This window comes from Pseudomonas sp. GW821-FHT05D12, from assembly GCF_059419825.1.
Genome location: NZ_JBWKSN010000007.1, coordinates 150,428 through 164,276 on the forward strand (window position 1 = coordinate 150,428; position 13,849 = coordinate 164,276).

General features: G+C 61.3%; 16 protein-coding genes. 5 read left to right on the forward strand and 11 right to left on the reverse strand.

The features are described from left to right. Positions 1 to 29: 29 nt before the first annotated feature. The 5 genes from cysB to AC07SI_RS15320 form a co-directional block, all read right to left on the reverse strand. Positions 30 to 1,004, reverse strand: coding sequence for an HTH-type transcriptional regulator CysB (cysB, locus tag AC07SI_RS15300; RefSeq protein ID WP_003189876.1), 975 nt, complete (start codon positions 1,002 to 1,004; stop codon positions 30 to 32). Positions 1,005 to 1,108: 104 nt separating this feature from the next. Then, positions 1,109 to 1,609, reverse strand: coding sequence for a universal stress protein (locus tag AC07SI_RS15305; RefSeq protein WP_065901717.1), 501 nt, complete (start codon positions 1,607 to 1,609; stop codon positions 1,109 to 1,111). A gap of 70 nt (positions 1,610 to 1,679) precedes the next feature. Beyond that, a complete protein-coding gene (locus AC07SI_RS15310; protein WP_201143802.1) occupies positions 1,680 to 2,585 on the reverse strand; it encodes a 5'-nucleotidase in 906 nt (301 codons plus the stop codon). 15 nt (positions 2,586 to 2,600) lie between these two features. Further along, positions 2,601 to 3,554 carry a putative 2-dehydropantoate 2-reductase gene (locus tag AC07SI_RS15315; protein ID WP_495006000.1) on the reverse strand — a complete coding sequence of 318 codons (954 nt, stop codon included), beginning with the start codon at positions 3,552 to 3,554 and terminating at the stop codon, positions 2,601 to 2,603. Then, positions 3,551 to 3,937: a YbbN family protein gene (locus AC07SI_RS15320; RefSeq protein WP_065901722.1), complete on the reverse strand. Its 387-nt coding sequence runs from the start codon at positions 3,935 to 3,937 to the stop codon at positions 3,551 to 3,553. Before AC07SI_RS15320 ends, AC07SI_RS15315 begins: the two co-directional genes overlap by 4 nt. Here AC07SI_RS15320 and AC07SI_RS15325 point away from each other — a divergent pair. Beyond that, positions 3,936 to 4,370 carry a PilZ domain-containing protein gene (locus tag AC07SI_RS15325; protein ID WP_106804747.1) on the forward strand — a complete coding sequence of 145 codons (435 nt, stop codon included), beginning with the start codon at positions 3,936 to 3,938 and terminating at the stop codon, positions 4,368 to 4,370. The two genes, AC07SI_RS15320 and AC07SI_RS15325, sit on opposite strands and share 2 nt — an antisense overlap. A 131-nt stretch (positions 4,371 to 4,501) precedes the next feature. Beyond that, entirely contained in the window at positions 4,502 to 5,578 is a 1,077-nt protein-coding gene (locus AC07SI_RS15330; protein ID WP_016975370.1) for a 3-deoxy-7-phosphoheptulonate synthase, read from the forward strand. Between the two features lie 72 nt (positions 5,579 to 5,650). On the opposite strand, the gene AC07SI_RS15335 is transcribed toward AC07SI_RS15330, so the two are convergent. Further along, positions 5,651 to 5,932, reverse strand: coding sequence for a GNAT family N-acetyltransferase (locus tag AC07SI_RS15335; protein WP_003189869.1), 282 nt, complete (start codon positions 5,930 to 5,932; stop codon positions 5,651 to 5,653). A gap of 611 nt (positions 5,933 to 6,543) precedes the next feature. Between AC07SI_RS15335 and oprI the strand changes: the two genes are divergently transcribed. After that, positions 6,544 to 6,795 carry an outer membrane lipoprotei OprI gene (gene oprI, locus AC07SI_RS15340; protein ID WP_003172710.1) on the forward strand — a complete coding sequence of 84 codons (252 nt, stop codon included), beginning with the start codon at positions 6,544 to 6,546 and terminating at the stop codon, positions 6,793 to 6,795. Between the two features lie 136 nt (positions 6,796 to 6,931). Here oprI and AC07SI_RS15345 read toward each other — a convergent pair whose 3' ends face one another. The 3 genes from AC07SI_RS15345 to AC07SI_RS15355 all read right to left on the reverse strand — a co-directional run bounded on the left by AC07SI_RS15345 (position 6,932) and on the right by AC07SI_RS15355 (position 8,969). Further along, on the reverse strand, positions 6,932 to 7,900 hold the full coding sequence (locus tag AC07SI_RS15345; RefSeq protein ID WP_495006001.1) for a L,D-transpeptidase family protein: 969 nt from the start codon (positions 7,898 to 7,900) through the stop codon (positions 6,932 to 6,934). A 111-nt stretch (positions 7,901 to 8,011) separates the two neighbouring features. After that, positions 8,012 to 8,305 carry a hypothetical protein gene (locus AC07SI_RS15350; RefSeq protein ID WP_003172705.1) on the reverse strand — a complete coding sequence of 98 codons (294 nt, stop codon included), beginning with the start codon at positions 8,303 to 8,305 and terminating at the stop codon, positions 8,012 to 8,014. Between the two features lie 58 nt (positions 8,306 to 8,363). Then, positions 8,364 to 8,969, reverse strand: a complete 606-nt coding sequence (locus tag AC07SI_RS15355; protein WP_065901725.1) for an arylesterase — start codon at positions 8,967 to 8,969, stop codon at positions 8,364 to 8,366. A 10-nt stretch (positions 8,970 to 8,979) separates the two neighbouring features. Between AC07SI_RS15355 and AC07SI_RS15360 the strand changes: the two genes are divergently transcribed. Next, entirely contained in the window at positions 8,980 to 9,663 is a 684-nt protein-coding gene (locus tag AC07SI_RS15360) for an ABC transporter ATP-binding protein (RefSeq protein ID WP_065901727.1), read from the forward strand. Beyond that, the gene (locus tag AC07SI_RS15365; protein WP_106804749.1) at positions 9,663 to 12,173 is read left to right on the forward strand and encodes an ABC transporter permease; all 2,511 of its coding nucleotides are present in this window, start codon (positions 9,663 to 9,665) and stop codon (positions 12,171 to 12,173) included. Before AC07SI_RS15360 ends, AC07SI_RS15365 begins: the two co-directional genes overlap by 1 nt. Positions 12,174 to 12,218: 45 nt before the next feature. Here AC07SI_RS15365 and greB read toward each other — a convergent pair whose 3' ends face one another. Then, positions 12,219 to 12,692 (reverse strand): transcription elongation factor GreB, encoded by a 474-nt coding sequence (gene greB / locus AC07SI_RS15370; protein ID WP_016972352.1) that lies wholly within the window; start codon positions 12,690 to 12,692, stop codon positions 12,219 to 12,221. A gap of 113 nt (positions 12,693 to 12,805) precedes the next feature. Further along, positions 12,806 to 13,792 (reverse strand): hypothetical protein, encoded by a 987-nt coding sequence (locus AC07SI_RS15375; RefSeq protein WP_201143798.1) that lies wholly within the window; start codon positions 13,790 to 13,792, stop codon positions 12,806 to 12,808. Between the last annotated feature and the right edge of the window lie 57 nt (positions 13,793 to 13,849).

The following is a 13,849-nucleotide window of genomic DNA, read 5'->3' on the forward strand; positions in this document are numbered from 1 at the left end:
CTCACCACGGCAAGCCAGCCCCTGCAATATCAGTGAACCGGCAATTCGACGCCGTCGAACAGTTCTTCCAGTTCCTGCTTGTTGTGGCACTGGATCGCCTTGGCCATGACTTCACGGGTCAGGTGCGGCGCGAATTTCTCGATGAAGTCGCACATGAAGCCCCGCAGGAACGTGCCGCGACGGAAGCCGATCTTGGTCACGCTGGACTCGAACAACTCGCTGGCATCGAGCACCACCAGGTCTTTGTCGAGGTTGGTATCGACGGCCATCTTGGCCACGATGCCCACGCCCAGGCCCAGGCGCACGTAAGTCTTGATCACGTCGGCGTCGGCGGCGGTGAACACCACTTTCGGCGTGAGGCCGCGATGGCTGAAAGCCTCGTCGAGCTTGGAACGGCCGGTGAAACCAAACACGTAGGTCACGATCGGGTATTCGGCCAGGGCTTCGAGGGTCAGCTTCGGCAGCTTGGCCAACGGGTGACCTTGAGGCACGACCACGCAACGGTTCCAGCGGTAGCACGGCATCATCACCAGGTCACCGAACAGCTCCAGGGCTTCGGTGGCAATGGCGAAATCGACGGTGCCGTCAGCTGCCATTTCGGCGATCTGCATCGGCGAGCCCTGGTGCATGTGCAGCGCGACGTCAGGGTATTGCTTGATGAAATCGCGGATCACCGGCGGCAAGGCATAACGCGCCTGGGTGTGGGTGGTAGCGATGGACAGGGTGCCCTTCTTCTCATTGGAGAATTCCTGGGCGATCTGCTTGATGCTTTCGACTTTGCGCAGGATCTCGCCGGCGGTGGTGATGATGCGCTCACCCGCCGGGGTGACACGGGTCAGATGCTTGCCGCTGCGCGCGAACACTTCGACGCCCAGCTCGTCTTCGAGCAGGCGGATCTGCTTGCTGATACCGGGTTGCGAGGTGTAGAGGCTTTGAGCGGTAGCGGAAACGTTGAGGTCGTGGTGCGCCACTTCCCAGATGTAGCGCAGTTGTTGAAGCTTCATATGTGTCCCTCAAAGCAAATAGACGCCACGGGTATCAGCGACGGTATATAACTATATTAAAGGTTTGACGGATAAATCTAGAACTTTTTATCGTTATTTACCCATCACACGTCATCACTGCGTCGACGTTGTAACGAAGGCACCAGGTAAACCGGCACGGTAGACAGCTGCAACACCCGAGCTGCGGTACGCCCCAGCGGAGTGGCAGCGGAAGTCGCGTGGCTGTGGCTGCCGACGATCAGCAGGTCTACGGAGAGTTTGCGCAATTGATCGAGTATGACCTCGCACGGATCCCCCTGGATCACCCGTACCGAGCGAATCACCTTCAAGTCCTGCTCCCCTTCCCCCAACTCCTCGCGAAAACTGTCCAGCACCCGCTGCTCGATCGTCGCCATCACCGTGGTCAGCCCCTGGCTCTGCCACTCACTCAGGGCCTTCTCATCAAGGTAGCTCTGCAACACCGATTCGGCGAACAACCCGATCGGCTCGACCACGTGGATCACGTACAGATCTGCCTTGAACGTCCGCGCCAGCGCCAACGCATGCTGCATCACATAAGGCGCGTACAGACCAAGGTCCGTGGCAAAGAGCATCGAGCGAATCATAGAACCTCCTGGACTGCCAGGACGGCGGAGATTGAATCAGCTTAGCAGCGCCCGGACGACTTGGATTGACTTAGCTCTTCACTTCATTACTGATGCCATGGGGCACATGCCCGGTGGCCACCACCTCCCTGGCTTTCTCGCAATGACCGGCCTGGTCATCGAAAAAAACATCGGCGGCGAACGCTTCCAGGAACGCGGATTTTTCCAGCCCACCCAGGAACAGCGACTCGTCCAGGCGAATATCCCACTCGCGCAAGGTGCGGATCACCCGCTCATGGGACGGCGCCGAACGCGCAGTGACCAACGCCGTGCGAATCGGGCAGTCCTCGTCCGCAAACTCGCGCTGCAACAGGTTCAGCGCGGCCAGGAACCCCTTGAACGGACCGCCATGCAACGGCTGGCGCGCCGACTCGCGCTCGCTGGCCTGGAACGCTTCCAACCCGCCGGACTGGTACACGCGCTCCGACTCATCGGAGAACAACACCGCGTCACCGTCAAAGGCAATCCGCAATTCCTCACTGGAGGCACGGCGTGGACCGCCGGACAAAATCGTCGCTGCCGCAAACCCCGCATCGAGGGCACTGCGTACATCCTCAGCATGGGTGGAAAGAAACAGATGGCAACCGAACGCTGCCAAATAAGGATAAGGACTACGCCCTCCGACGAAAGCGGCGCGGGAAATATCCAGGCCGTAATGCTGGATGGAATTGAACACACGCAAGCCGGTGTCGGCACTGTTGCGCGACACCAGCACCACCTCGACCCGGGCGCGACCAAGGCTGGCATTCAGGCTCAGCAGCTTCTTGACCAGCGGGAAGGCATCGCCCGGCTCGAGGATTTCTTCCTCGTGTTCGATCTGGTACTGGCGGTAGGTCTCGACCCCCTCGGCCAGATAGACCTTGTGGCTTTCACTCAAGTCGAAGAGTGCCCGCGAGGAAATCGCCAGCACCAACTTGTCACCCAAACCCTTGGCCATGGTGTGTTTCCTCACTCAGCGATTATGCCGATCAATAAAACTCAAGGCCTGATACAGCGCCTGCATCCGTGGCAATTCGCAACCAGCGGCTTTGGCCGCGGCGAGTGGCCGCGCATAGATCGCCGCCAGTTCCAGCGGGCGTTTATGCACGTGGTCGTGAAACATGCTCGGCAGGTAGTCGTCCATGGTTTCAGTCATGGCGAACATCTGCTCGGCGTAACTGGCGGGGATTTCATGCCCGCAAGCATGGGCGCCCTGCACCACTTCGGCCATCAATGCCTGGATCAACTCGCGGCTGGATTCGTCCGCCATCATCGCCGTGGTGCCGGTCCCCAGCAGTACGGACAGGCCGTTGTAGGGCACGTTCCACACCAACTTGTGCCAGCGCGCCTGATGCACATTGGCCATGGCCTGGGAGTCGATGCCGGCCTGGTGGAACAACGCGGCGCCGGCTTCGACAATCGCTTGCCGACGGGCGTCGTCGTTGGCCGCGGTGCCACTGTGATACCCGAGGTTGACCCGCCCCAGCGCCTGATGCTCGACCACGCCAGGCGCGGAGCGGTGTACGCCGATGTAGCAGAGCCCACCGAGCAAATGCAGCGACGCCGGCAAGTGTTCACGCAGGCTGTCTTCCACATCCAGGCCGTTTTGCAGCAATACCACCTTGGCATCCGGCGCCGCGACCTGGGCGATAGTCGGGGCCAGCTCAACGTTACCCGTGGACTTGGTGCCCACCAGCAGCCAGTCGCACGGCGGCATATCGGCAGCCCGTGCGTAGGCCTGCACCGGATGCAGGTGCAAGTGGCCATGCACGCTGCTGTTCAGCTGCAAGCCATGCTCACTGACCGCCGCGTATTCGCTGCGCAACAGGAAGTGCACATCGAAACCGGCGCGCGCCAGCATCAGGCCGTAGAAACCACCGATGGCGCCGGTGCCGATAATGCCAATGCGGGGCGACTGTGCTGTCATGGCAGATCCTCTGGAGTACGGGTAAGCGCTTGATTGATCGCGTCGGTAAGGTCAGTGAGTGTAAGACGTGTCTGTAACTGCCCGAGGAATTGACCCTCGCACACCACGAACAACGCGGGCAAATGAAAGATCTGGTAGCGTTCGACCGCGCCGCCGTTGTGGCCGGCATCCACCCAGCACACGCGGTCAATCGGCAGGGACCAGCCCGGTAGCTGCTGGCGCGCCCAACGGCAACTGGAACACCCGACGCTGGTGAACACCACCAGCGAAATACCTGGCAATCCCAGCAATTGCTGGTCAATATCCAGGTCGGTCAATTCCAGTTCCTTCACTATACTGCTGCCACCGCCGTCAACTGGACGGTGCTCGGAGTCCGTGTACATGGGTCGTTTTTTACCTCACCCTGATGATGTCGCTGTCGAGTTAATCCAACGTCCCTCTCCTGCCCTCCCCCGCCAGCGCCTGCACACGGTCGGCCTGGGCGGCATCGCCTGCCATTGGCCACGCGCCTGGCGCCAGGGCACAGCCGTTGACCTGCACATCCCGTCCCTGGGCGCCAACGCCCGGTATCCGGGCTATGTAGCCTGGTGCCGCAAGGTCGAAAACGGCTATCGCATCGGCATCTCGTTTACCGATGAGCATGCGTTGTTCGGCGCGCGCATGGGCGAACAAGCATGCCGGATGGAACGCTACTGCCGCCAGCACGAAGATGCCGAACCGACACCTGCACAACTCGAAGCCCTGGCCCGCGAGTGGGTGGCGCGCCATGCCAGCGAGTTCTCCCATGAAGCATTTGTGCGGCCTGCACGGGATTAAAGCGGGCTTTGCCCATTGTCGCGGGCCCGTGTTACGCGCTAAGGTTCCTCCCCCCTGTATTCAAAATCATGCTGTGCCCGCCGCACGGGGATGGCTGGCGGCCGGCACCCGTGACCCTGGCGAGTAACACGATGGCTGATTTACCGATCAATGACCTTAACGTCGAATCCAACGAGACGCTGATCACACCCGATCAGCTCAAGCGCGAAATCCCCCTGAGCGACGCTGCCCTGCAGACCGTCACCAAGGGCCGCGAAGTCATCCGTGACATTCTCGACGGCACCGACCACCGCCTCTTCGTGGTGATCGGGCCCTGCTCGATCCACGACCTCAAGGCTGCCCACGAGTACGCCGAGCGCCTCAAGGTGTTGGCAGCGGAAGTGTCCGACACCTTGTACCTGGTGATGCGCGTCTATTTCGAGAAACCACGGACCACCGTGGGCTGGAAAGGCTTGATCAACGACCCGTACCTGGACGACTCGTTCAAGATCCAGGACGGCTTGCACATCGGTCGCCAGTTGCTGCTGGACCTGGCGGAAATGGGCCTGCCCACCGCCACCGAAGCCCTCGACCCGATCTCCCCGCAGTACCTGCAGGACCTGATCAGCTGGTCGGCCATCGGCGCCCGCACCACCGAATCCCAGACCCACCGCGAAATGGCGTCCGGCCTGTCGTCGGCCGTCGGCTTCAAGAACGGCACCGACGGCGGCCTGACCGTGGCGATCAATGCGCTGCAGTCGGTCTCCAGCCCTCACCGCTTCCTGGGCATCAACCAGGAAGGCGGCGTCTCCATCGTCACCACCAAGGGCAACGCCTACGGTCACGTGGTGCTGCGCGGTGGCAACGGCAAGCCCAACTATGACTCGGTCAGCGTCGCGCTGTGCGAGCAGGCCCTGAACAAGGCTAAGATCAAGCCGAACATCATGGTCGACTGCAGCCACGCCAACTCCAACAAGGATCCGGCGCTGCAGCCACTGGTCATGGAAAACGTCGCCAACCAGATCCTCGAAGGCAACCAGTCGATTATCGGCCTGATGGTCGAGAGTCACCTGAACTGGGGCTGCCAGGCGATTCCAAAGGACCTCGCCGACTTGCAGTACGGCGTGTCGATCACCGATGCCTGTATCGACTGGGCTGCTACCGAGAACACCCTGCGCAGCATGCACGCGAAGCTCAAGGACGTCTTGCCCAAGCGCAAACGCACCTGACAGCGCGGCTGAATCGAGCGCACACAAAAACGCCGGGCTAAGCCCGGCGTTTTTCATGCTGCAGCGTGTGGCTTACAGCTTCGCGGCATGGCGCTGGTGGCGCTCCATGTAGCGTTCGACATAGGAGCAGGACGGGATCACCGTGTAGCCGGCCTCTTCGGCGAACTTCAGCGCTTCTTCGGTCAATGCCGCCGCAATACCACGGCCGCGCAGCGCGTTGGGCACGAAGGTCCGATAGATGTCCAGGGTCTGCTTCCCGAGGTCCATATAGGTCAGATAGGCACGATGACCGTCCACATTGGTCTCGAACTGATGACCAGCCTGGTCATGGTGGATGGACAACGCCTCGCTCATCACTACTCCTCGCGGGTCTAAGATTGCGACCCCTACCTTACCGATGTTTTTCCGGCGAAGGAACATCTACGCCACCCCGTGCCGGTTTCGACAACGAGAAAACCTTTAGCGCTCACAACCAGCACGTAGAGAATAGTAGGCACCAATCCTGCCATTGCTCAAGCCGCACTCGTCATCCTTGCCATGGGTGGATATAGAAAGGGCCTCGATCAACCGGTGACCGATAGCCTGAACATTTGCCGGCCGTTGAACCTTGAGACGAACTGCCGCTCTTAAAGTCACTCTACATGCGTAAAAGATGCCAGGTGTGGTAAAGGCAAGCAGCGCGAAAGTGTCGGCCTCGATATATAAATTTTCATCTGTTTACAAGGCTTAACACATGCGGGCCGGCCCTTTCAGCCTGGATCCAATTTCCGCCCGACTGCAAAAAATTGGACGGTTTTTATACAAACCTCCAAAAGATTAGCCAAAATAGATTCGGCACAAGAATTTTTTTTGCTTCTTGCGCTACGTCAGTTTACTTACTACAAGTAATGAGTAGTATGTACGCCGGCTATGAACTCACTCTGAGGAAATAGCCATTTAATAGAAAGTCCTTGAAGGGGAACACGATGAACAACGTTCTGAAATTCTCTGCTCTGGCTCTGGCCGCAGTTCTGGCTACCGGTTGCAGCAGCGTCTCCAAAGAAACCGAAGCTCGTCTGACTGCAACTGAAGACGCAGCAGCTCGCTCCCAGGCTCGTGCAGACGAAGCCTACCGTAAAGCTGATGAAGCTCTGGCTGCTGCTCAAAAAGCACAACAGACTGCTGACGAAGCTAACGAGCGCGCTCTGCGCATGCTTGAAAAAGCAAGCCGCAAGTAATAATCCCTCGGGGTTGTTATCAAGCCGATCCATTCTTGGGTCGGCTTTTTTATTGCCCGCGATTCGTGCCTCGATTGCCGCGCAATAAAAAGCCCGCCGCAGCGCAAGGCCGTGGCGGGCTCAGGGTCGAGCAGGCTTATTGCTGCAGGTCGATCGGCGCGCTGGACGCTACCGGCGCTGCACCCAGCACCCCGATTTCGGTGGGCAGGCCGTCTTCGGCCGCGACCACATCACGCACCTGATCCCAGTTCACCCGCAGGTTATTGGCCAGGTCTTCACGCTTGAGCAGGGCGTTGATGACCGCCGTGTGCTTGTCGACCACCGAAGGCGTGCCGTCGTCGTTCAGCGGCGTATGCGCCTCGAGGTAGACCTTGCCGCCGCTGCTGCCGAACTTGTAGGCATCGTTGATGATGCGCACCGAGGTACCCACCGGCACCATACTGGCCATCTCCAGCACGTTGTTGTTGAACATGCGGAAGCAACCGTGGCTCGTACGCGTGCCGATACCAAATTTCATGTTCGAACCATGGATCAGGTAGCCCGGGGTGCCCAGGGTGAACTTGAACGGCCCTAGTGGATTGTCCGGACCGGCCGGCACCACGTTGGGCAGCGGATCGCCATTGGCGGCGTGCTCGGCCTTGATCGAGGCGGGCGGGGTCCAGGTCGGGTTGGGGATCTTGCCGGTAATCGTGGTGTGGGCGACCGGCGAGCCCCAGCCCTCACGACCGATCCCCAGCGGGAAGGTGTAGACCACGTCCTGGCCCTTGGGGAAGTAATAGAGCCGGTACTCCGCCAGGTTGATCACGATGCCTTCCCGAGGACCGGGCGGCAGGATGAAACGCGTCGGCAGCACGATGTCAGTGCCCGCGCCCGGCAACCAGGCATCCACGCCCGGGTTGGCCGCGACCATCTCCGAATAGCCCAGGTCATAGGTCGTGCCCAGGTCGGCAAAGGTGTCTTCGTACTTGGCCTTGATCACCTGGACCTGACCGACGATGTCCTCGCCTGGCGGGGGCAGGGGCAACTGCAAGGCTGACGCAGAACCGGCCGCACAAAGTGCAGCAAGAGACAGGCAGCAGGTGACGACGGAAAGGCGCGACAACATCCGGAAAATCCTTCGCAGAACGACGGGTAGGTTAAAAGCGAGCTGCAAGCTACAAGCTACAAGCTTTCAGCCGCTAGCTTACAGCTTATAGCGTGAAGCTTGCAGCTGCATCTAGAGCTCGAAACGCAGCTCCGGCCAGATTGGCGGCGTGCCGCGCTTCTGGGACTCCAGAATCGCTCGGCACAACGGGCACAGGCGCTGGTCCTGGAAGATCGAGCGATCGACCAGCGACCACCGCGGTTGCGCCGGCAGTAACGTACCGCACAGGGTACGATCGATGGAGCCGCCCAGTTCCAATTGCCGCGTGACCAGATGCACCCGCACTTCCTGGCAGGCGAACAGATCCAGCTGCTCGTCCGGCTCGATCAGTTGGTAGTTAAACAGGGACCAGGCAGGACGCGACATCAAGGGCTCCAAATCGGGGGGGCGCCACCTTAGCCGAAAGCCTGCCGGTAGAAAAGCGTCAAAGCAGCGGTTTTAGCGTCGGCCAGACATTTTCCAGCAACTTGCCCTGGGCGCCGACCGCCGGGTGCAGTTGATCCGCCTGCATCAGTTCGGGATGACCACCGACGCCCTCAAGGAAAAACGGCACCAGCGGGACGTTTTTTTCCTTGGCCAGTGCCCCATACACTTCAGCGAATGCCGTGGTGTAGCGCGGGCCGTAGTTGGGTGGCAACTGCATGCCCAGCAACAGCACCTTGGCGCCGCCGGCCTTGGACTGATCGATCATCGACGCAAGATTTTGTTTCAATTGCGCAGGCGGTTGGCCGCGCAGGCCGTCATTGCCACCAAGCTCGATCACCACGACATCCGGCTTATGCTCTGCAAGCGCCGCCGGCAGCCGCGCCAAGCCTCCGGCACTGGTGTCGCCGCTGATGGAAGCGTTGACCACTTTATCGTCGAAACCTTCCTTCTTGAGCCGTTGTCCCAGCAACGCTACCCACCCTTTGCTGGTATCCAGGCCGAAACCGGCACTGATACTATCGCCAACGATCAGGACTGTACCCGCCGCTGCGTTCTGGGCCATGCACATCAAGGCCAGGCCAGCACTCAAAAACCACATTCGCATCGGATTCTCCATGGGCGCAAGCATTCTCACCGCGCGGAACCTTAGCAAAGTGGTTCCCAGCGCGGAAGGTGAACTGACTATCCTGCACGAACTGAGCCTGGAACTGAACAAGGGCGATAGCCTGGCTATCGTCGGTGCTTCCGGCTCCGGTAAATCCACCCTCCTGGGCCTGCTGGCCGGCCTCGACCTGCCCAGCAGCGGCGAAGTCACGCTCGCCGGGCAAGCCCTCAGCACCCTCGACGAAGACCAGCGTGCGCGCATCCGCGCCGAGCACGTGGGCTTCGTGTTCCAGTCCTTCCAGTTGCTCGACAGCCTCAACGCCCTGGAAAACGTCATGCTGCCGCTGGAGCTGGACGGCCGCAAAGACGCCCGCGAGCGCGCCACCCATTTGCTGGAGCGAGTCGGCCTGGGCCAACGCCTGACCCACTCGCCGCGCCAGTTGTCCGGCGGTGAACAGCAACGCGTAGCGATCGCCCGCGCGTTCGCAGCCGAACCGGACGTGCTGTTTGCCGATGAACCCACCGGGAACCTCGACAGCCACACCGGCGAGCGCATCAGCGACCTGCTGTTCGAGCTCAACAAAGAAAGCGGCACGACCCTGGTGCTGGTCACCCACGACGAGCGCCTGGCCCACCGTTGCCGACGCCTGATCCGCCTTGAAGCCGGCCTGATGGTCGCACCCCTGGAGCCTTGATGGCACGTTTGCCGCTGTTGCGCCTGTTCAGCCTTGCCATGCGCCAATTGCTGCGCGATGCCCGCGCCGGCGAATTGCGCGTGTTGTTCTTCGCCCTGCTGGTGGCGGTAGCTGCCAGCACCGCCATCGGCTATTTCGGTGCCCGCCTCAATGGCGCCATGATGCTGCGCGCCACCGAGTTCCTCGGCGCCGACCTGGTGCTTGAAGGCAGCTCGCCGGCGCGGCCCGAACAAATCCGGTCGGGGACCGAGCTGGGCCTGGATCACGCCCGGGTGGTCGAATTCTCCAGCGTGATTGCCACCGACAACGGCATCCAGCTCTCCAGCATCAAGGCGGTCAACGAGCAGTACCCGCTGCGCGGTGAGCTGAAAAGCGCGGCTGCGCCGTTTGGCGATGAAACCCCGGGAGGTGGCCCGAAGCCCGGTGAAGCCTGGGTGGAGGCGCGGCTACTGACTGCACTCGACCTCAAGGTCGGCGACAGTATCGATGTCGGCATGAAGACCCTGCGCCTGGCCCGCATCCTCACCTACGAACCCGACCGCGCCGGTAATTTCTACAGCCTCACGCCCCGGGTGATGATCAACCTGGCGGACCTGGATGCCACCGGTGTGGTCCAGCCCGGCAGCCGCGTCAGCTACCGCGAACTGTGGCGCGGGCCACAGGGCAGCACAGCGCTGCAAACCTATCGCGACCTGGTCAAGCCCGGCCTCGCCGCCAACCAGCGCCTGCAGGACTCGCGAGACGGCAACCAGCAGATTGGCGGTGCCCTGGGCAAGGCCGAGCGCTACCTGAACATGGCAAGCCTGGTGGCAGTGCTGCTGGCCGGCGTCGCCGTGGCCTTGTCGGCCAACCGTTTCGCCACCCGCCGCTTCGACGCCAGTGCATTGTTACGCTGCCTGGGGTTATCGCGCCGTGAAGCGATGTTGCTGTTCAGCCTGCAATTGAGCGTACTGGGCCTGCTGGCGAGCCTCACCGGCGCACTGCTCGGCTGGCTCGCGCAGTTTGGCCTGTTCTACTTCCTGCACGATCTGCTGCCGGCGGACGTACCGCCTGGCGGCCTGCTGCCGGCCATCGCCGGGATCGGCACCGGGCTGGTCGCCCTCGCCGGCTTCGCCCTGCCGCCACTGGCGGCATTGGGTAGGGTGCCGCCGCTGCGGGTACTGCGTCGCGACTTGCTGCCGATTCCTTCCAGCACCTGGATGGTCTACGGCGCAGCCCTGTTCGCCCTGGGCCTGATCATGTGGCGCCTGAGCCTCGACCTGGTGCTGACCTTCGCCCTGCTCGGCGGTGGCGTGGTGGCAGCGCTGGTACTCGGTGGCCTGCTCCTGTTGCTGTTGCAGAGCCTGCGACGCCTGCTGGCCCGCGCCTCCCTGCCCTGGCGCCTGGGCCTGGGACAATTGCTGCGTCACCCGCTGGCGGCGGCTGGCCAGTCCCTGGCCTTTGGCCTGATCCTGCTGTCGATGGGTTTGATTGCCCTGCTGCGCGGCGAGTTGCTAGACACCTGGCAAAACCAGTTGCCCAAGGATGCGCCCAACTATTTCGCCCTCAACATCCTGCCGGCCGACAAAGACGCGTTCGGCGCTCGCCTGCTGGAGCTGCAGGCGCAGTCAGCACCGCTGTATCCCGTGGTGCCGGGCCGGCTGATCAGCATCAACGGCGAACCGGTGCAGGAGATTGTCAGCAAGGACTCCAGCGGCGACCGCGCGGTGCAACGTGACTTGAGCCTCACCTGGGCCGCCGACCTGCCACCGGGCAACGCCCTGACAGCGGGCACCTGGTGGTCGCAGCAACCCACCGACGAGATCCCCGGGGTCTCGGTAGAAGCCAAGGTCGCAGAAAGCCTCAAGCTCAAACTCAACGACCACCTGGTGTTTACCGTGGGCGGGGAAAACCGTGAAGCGCGGGTCACCAGCCTGCGCACCATCAACTGGGACAACTTCCAGCCGAACTTCTTCATGATTTTCCAGCCAGGCACGCTGAAGGATCTGCCCGCGACCTATTTGACCAGCTTTTACCTGGCACCTGGGCACGACCAGCAGATTGTCGATCTGTCGCGTGCCTTCCCGGCCGTGACCATCCTGCAGGTCGAGGCACTGCTGGAGCAGTTGCGCAGCATCCTGGCGCAGGTGACCCTGGCGGTGGAGTACGTGCTGCTGTTTGTGCTGGCGGCCGGAATGGCGGTGTTGTTCTCCGGCCTGCAGGCCACCCTTGATGAGCGGATCCGCCAAGGTGCACTGCTGCGCGCCCTGGGCGCCGAGCGCAAGCTGCTGGTCAAGGCCAGGCGCATCGAGTTCGGCTTGCTGGGTGCCGTCAGCGGGTTGCTGGCGGCGCTGGGAACCGAGCTGGTGACGTGGGTGCTGTACCGCTATGCCTTTGACCTGGCCTGGCACCCGCACCCGTGGTTGTTGGTGCTGCCGGTGATCGGTGCGGTATTGATCGGCGGGGCCGGGGTCTTCGGTACGCGCCGCGCACTGAACGCCAGCCCTCTGACCGTATTGCGCGAAGGCTGAAAACACAATGGCCCGCGTCCTTCAAGGGACGCGGGCCAACGCCGCTCACTTCACATACTCGATCCCGGTGATCCACCAGCACACTTCGCCGCCGGGCGTCTGCACGATGGCCTCGTCATCGACTTCCTTGCGCAACAACGCGCGGGCCATCGGTGAGTCGATGGAGATATAGTCCATCCGGTCATAAATCTCGTCATAGCCGACAATCCGAAAACGCTTGGTCTCGCCCTGCTCGTTTTCGATATCGACCCAGGCGCCGAAAAACACCTTCCCTTCCTGCTCGGGCATGTACTCCACCACGCGCATGTCTTCCAGGCGCTTGCGCAGGTACCGGACCCGGCGATCGATCTCGCGCAGCAATTTCTTGTTGTATTGGTAGTCGGCGTTTTCGCTGCGGTCGCCCAGCGATGCAGCCCATGTCACTTTGCGCGTGGTGTCCGGGCGCTTTTCGCGCCACAGGTAGTCCAGCTCTTTCTTCAGCGCTTCATGACCTTCTTTGGTAATCAGCTTGGTACTCAAACGCATGCATCCCCAGGCAATGTCCATAGGTGCCGATCGGCCAGGCAATCATGCCCTGGCGTCGGCTGGCTGGCGTTGATGATAAATGAACCCGGGAAAGTAGCCAGGCCGGTCTAGCCATCCAGGACCTGATCCAGGTCCAGCAGCATCGCGCGCAAGCTTTGGCGCAGGTTCGACACCTGCGACGTCATGACCTTCAGTGTTTCGGTTCTCTGGCTGACCGCCAGCGACTGGTCATGCAACTGGGCAATGCGCTGCTCCAGCTCTCGAGACCTCTCATCGGACTGGCTTTGTTCCTGCTGCAATCGAGCCTGCCATTGATCAAGCGCCGCCTGCTGTTCGATGACGGCGAGCTTTTGTTGGGTCAACTCCTGTGCGACACGCGCCAGGTTGGTCAGTGTACTGTCCACCTCGAACATGGCGTTCTGGTCCATGGGCGCGGGCAATCCAGGTTGCCCCCGCGGCTCCGGCGCGGGCGGCATCACAGGTTCAGCCTGTACGCGGTTTACCGGCATTTCGATCGCCACCGGGCGTGGCTCTTCGACAGGCTGTTCGTGCTCAGGTACACGGGCAGGGTCGGCCGCGATCGCTGCCCTGGGGGACGAGCTTAATTTCGATGAAAAGCGAATGGACGGCACGATCAATGACGCGCTTTCGATTGCCGGCAACGCAGGCGCGGAAATGCCCAGGGTAATCACCTTCATCACCAGCGCTTTCTTGATGATCACCGAGTGGTGATCCTCGGGCCTGGCAGGCGGCAGCTTGCAGCCTTTCAAATCGACAAAATGATAGGGCAACTGGGTTTCCGTGACGCCAGCGGCTTTTGCACCCGACGCCGCCAACGTCAGAATTTGCTTGAACACATGCATGGCAACTTGCAAGTCGTCCCTGGACTCGACACCACCGAGAAAATACCGTTCGGCTTTTTTACGCAATGCCGCGATGTAAACCCTGGAACTCCCCGGTTCAACTTCTTCATCGAGGCTGTAGACGAGGAAGTTGGAGGCAATCTGACCAACAGCAAACCCACAGAGCAGTGCGCCGTTGACCGGTGCATCCTGACCATCGCGTTCAAGAACTAGGGTACGTAGCAGCATCATGATTATCAGGCCTCGTTACACAGCGCAGAACGTCTATACAAACATCAAATAAACATT

What these genes read in the sequence shown, in the direction of transcription:
- cysB (WP_003189876.1), bottom strand. Translation starts at nt 1,004, where the DNA reads ATGAAGCTTCAACAACTGCGCTACATCTGGGAAGTGGCGCACCACGAC.
- AC07SI_RS15305 (WP_065901717.1), bottom strand. Translation starts at nt 1,609, where the DNA reads ATGATTCGCTCGATGCTCTTTGCCACGGACCTTGGTCTGTACGCGCCT.
- AC07SI_RS15310 (WP_201143802.1), bottom strand. Translation starts at nt 2,585, where the DNA reads ATGGCCAAGGGTTTGGGTGACAAGTTGGTGCTGGCGATTTCCTCGCGG.
- AC07SI_RS15315 (WP_495006000.1), bottom strand. Translation starts at nt 3,554, where the DNA reads ATGACAGCACAGTCGCCCCGCATTGGCATTATCGGCACCGGCGCCATC.
- AC07SI_RS15325 (WP_106804747.1), top strand. Translation starts at nt 3,936, where the DNA reads ATGGGTCGTTTTTTACCTCACCCTGATGATGTCGCTGTCGAGTTAATC.
- AC07SI_RS15320 (WP_065901722.1), bottom strand. Translation starts at nt 3,937, where the DNA reads ATGTACACGGACTCCGAGCACCGTCCAGTTGACGGCGGTGGCAGCAGT.
- AC07SI_RS15330 (WP_016975370.1), top strand. Translation starts at nt 4,502, where the DNA reads ATGGCTGATTTACCGATCAATGACCTTAACGTCGAATCCAACGAGACG.
- AC07SI_RS15335 (WP_003189869.1), bottom strand. Translation starts at nt 5,932, where the DNA reads ATGAGCGAGGCGTTGTCCATCCACCATGACCAGGCTGGTCATCAGTTC.
- oprI (WP_003172710.1), top strand. Translation starts at nt 6,544, where the DNA reads ATGAACAACGTTCTGAAATTCTCTGCTCTGGCTCTGGCCGCAGTTCTG.
- AC07SI_RS15345 (WP_495006001.1), bottom strand. Translation starts at nt 7,900, where the DNA reads ATGTTGTCGCGCCTTTCCGTCGTCACCTGCTGCCTGTCTCTTGCTGCA.
- AC07SI_RS15350 (WP_003172705.1), bottom strand. Translation starts at nt 8,305, where the DNA reads ATGTCGCGTCCTGCCTGGTCCCTGTTTAACTACCAACTGATCGAGCCG.
- AC07SI_RS15355 (WP_065901725.1), bottom strand. Translation starts at nt 8,969, where the DNA reads ATGCGAATGTGGTTTTTGAGTGCTGGCCTGGCCTTGATGTGCATGGCC.
- AC07SI_RS15360 (WP_065901727.1), top strand. Translation starts at nt 8,980, where the DNA reads ATGGGCGCAAGCATTCTCACCGCGCGGAACCTTAGCAAAGTGGTTCCC.
- AC07SI_RS15365 (WP_106804749.1), top strand. Translation starts at nt 9,663, where the DNA reads ATGGCACGTTTGCCGCTGTTGCGCCTGTTCAGCCTTGCCATGCGCCAA.
- AC07SI_RS15375 (WP_201143798.1), bottom strand. Translation starts at nt 13,792, where the DNA reads ATGATGCTGCTACGTACCCTAGTTCTTGAACGCGATGGTCAGGATGCA.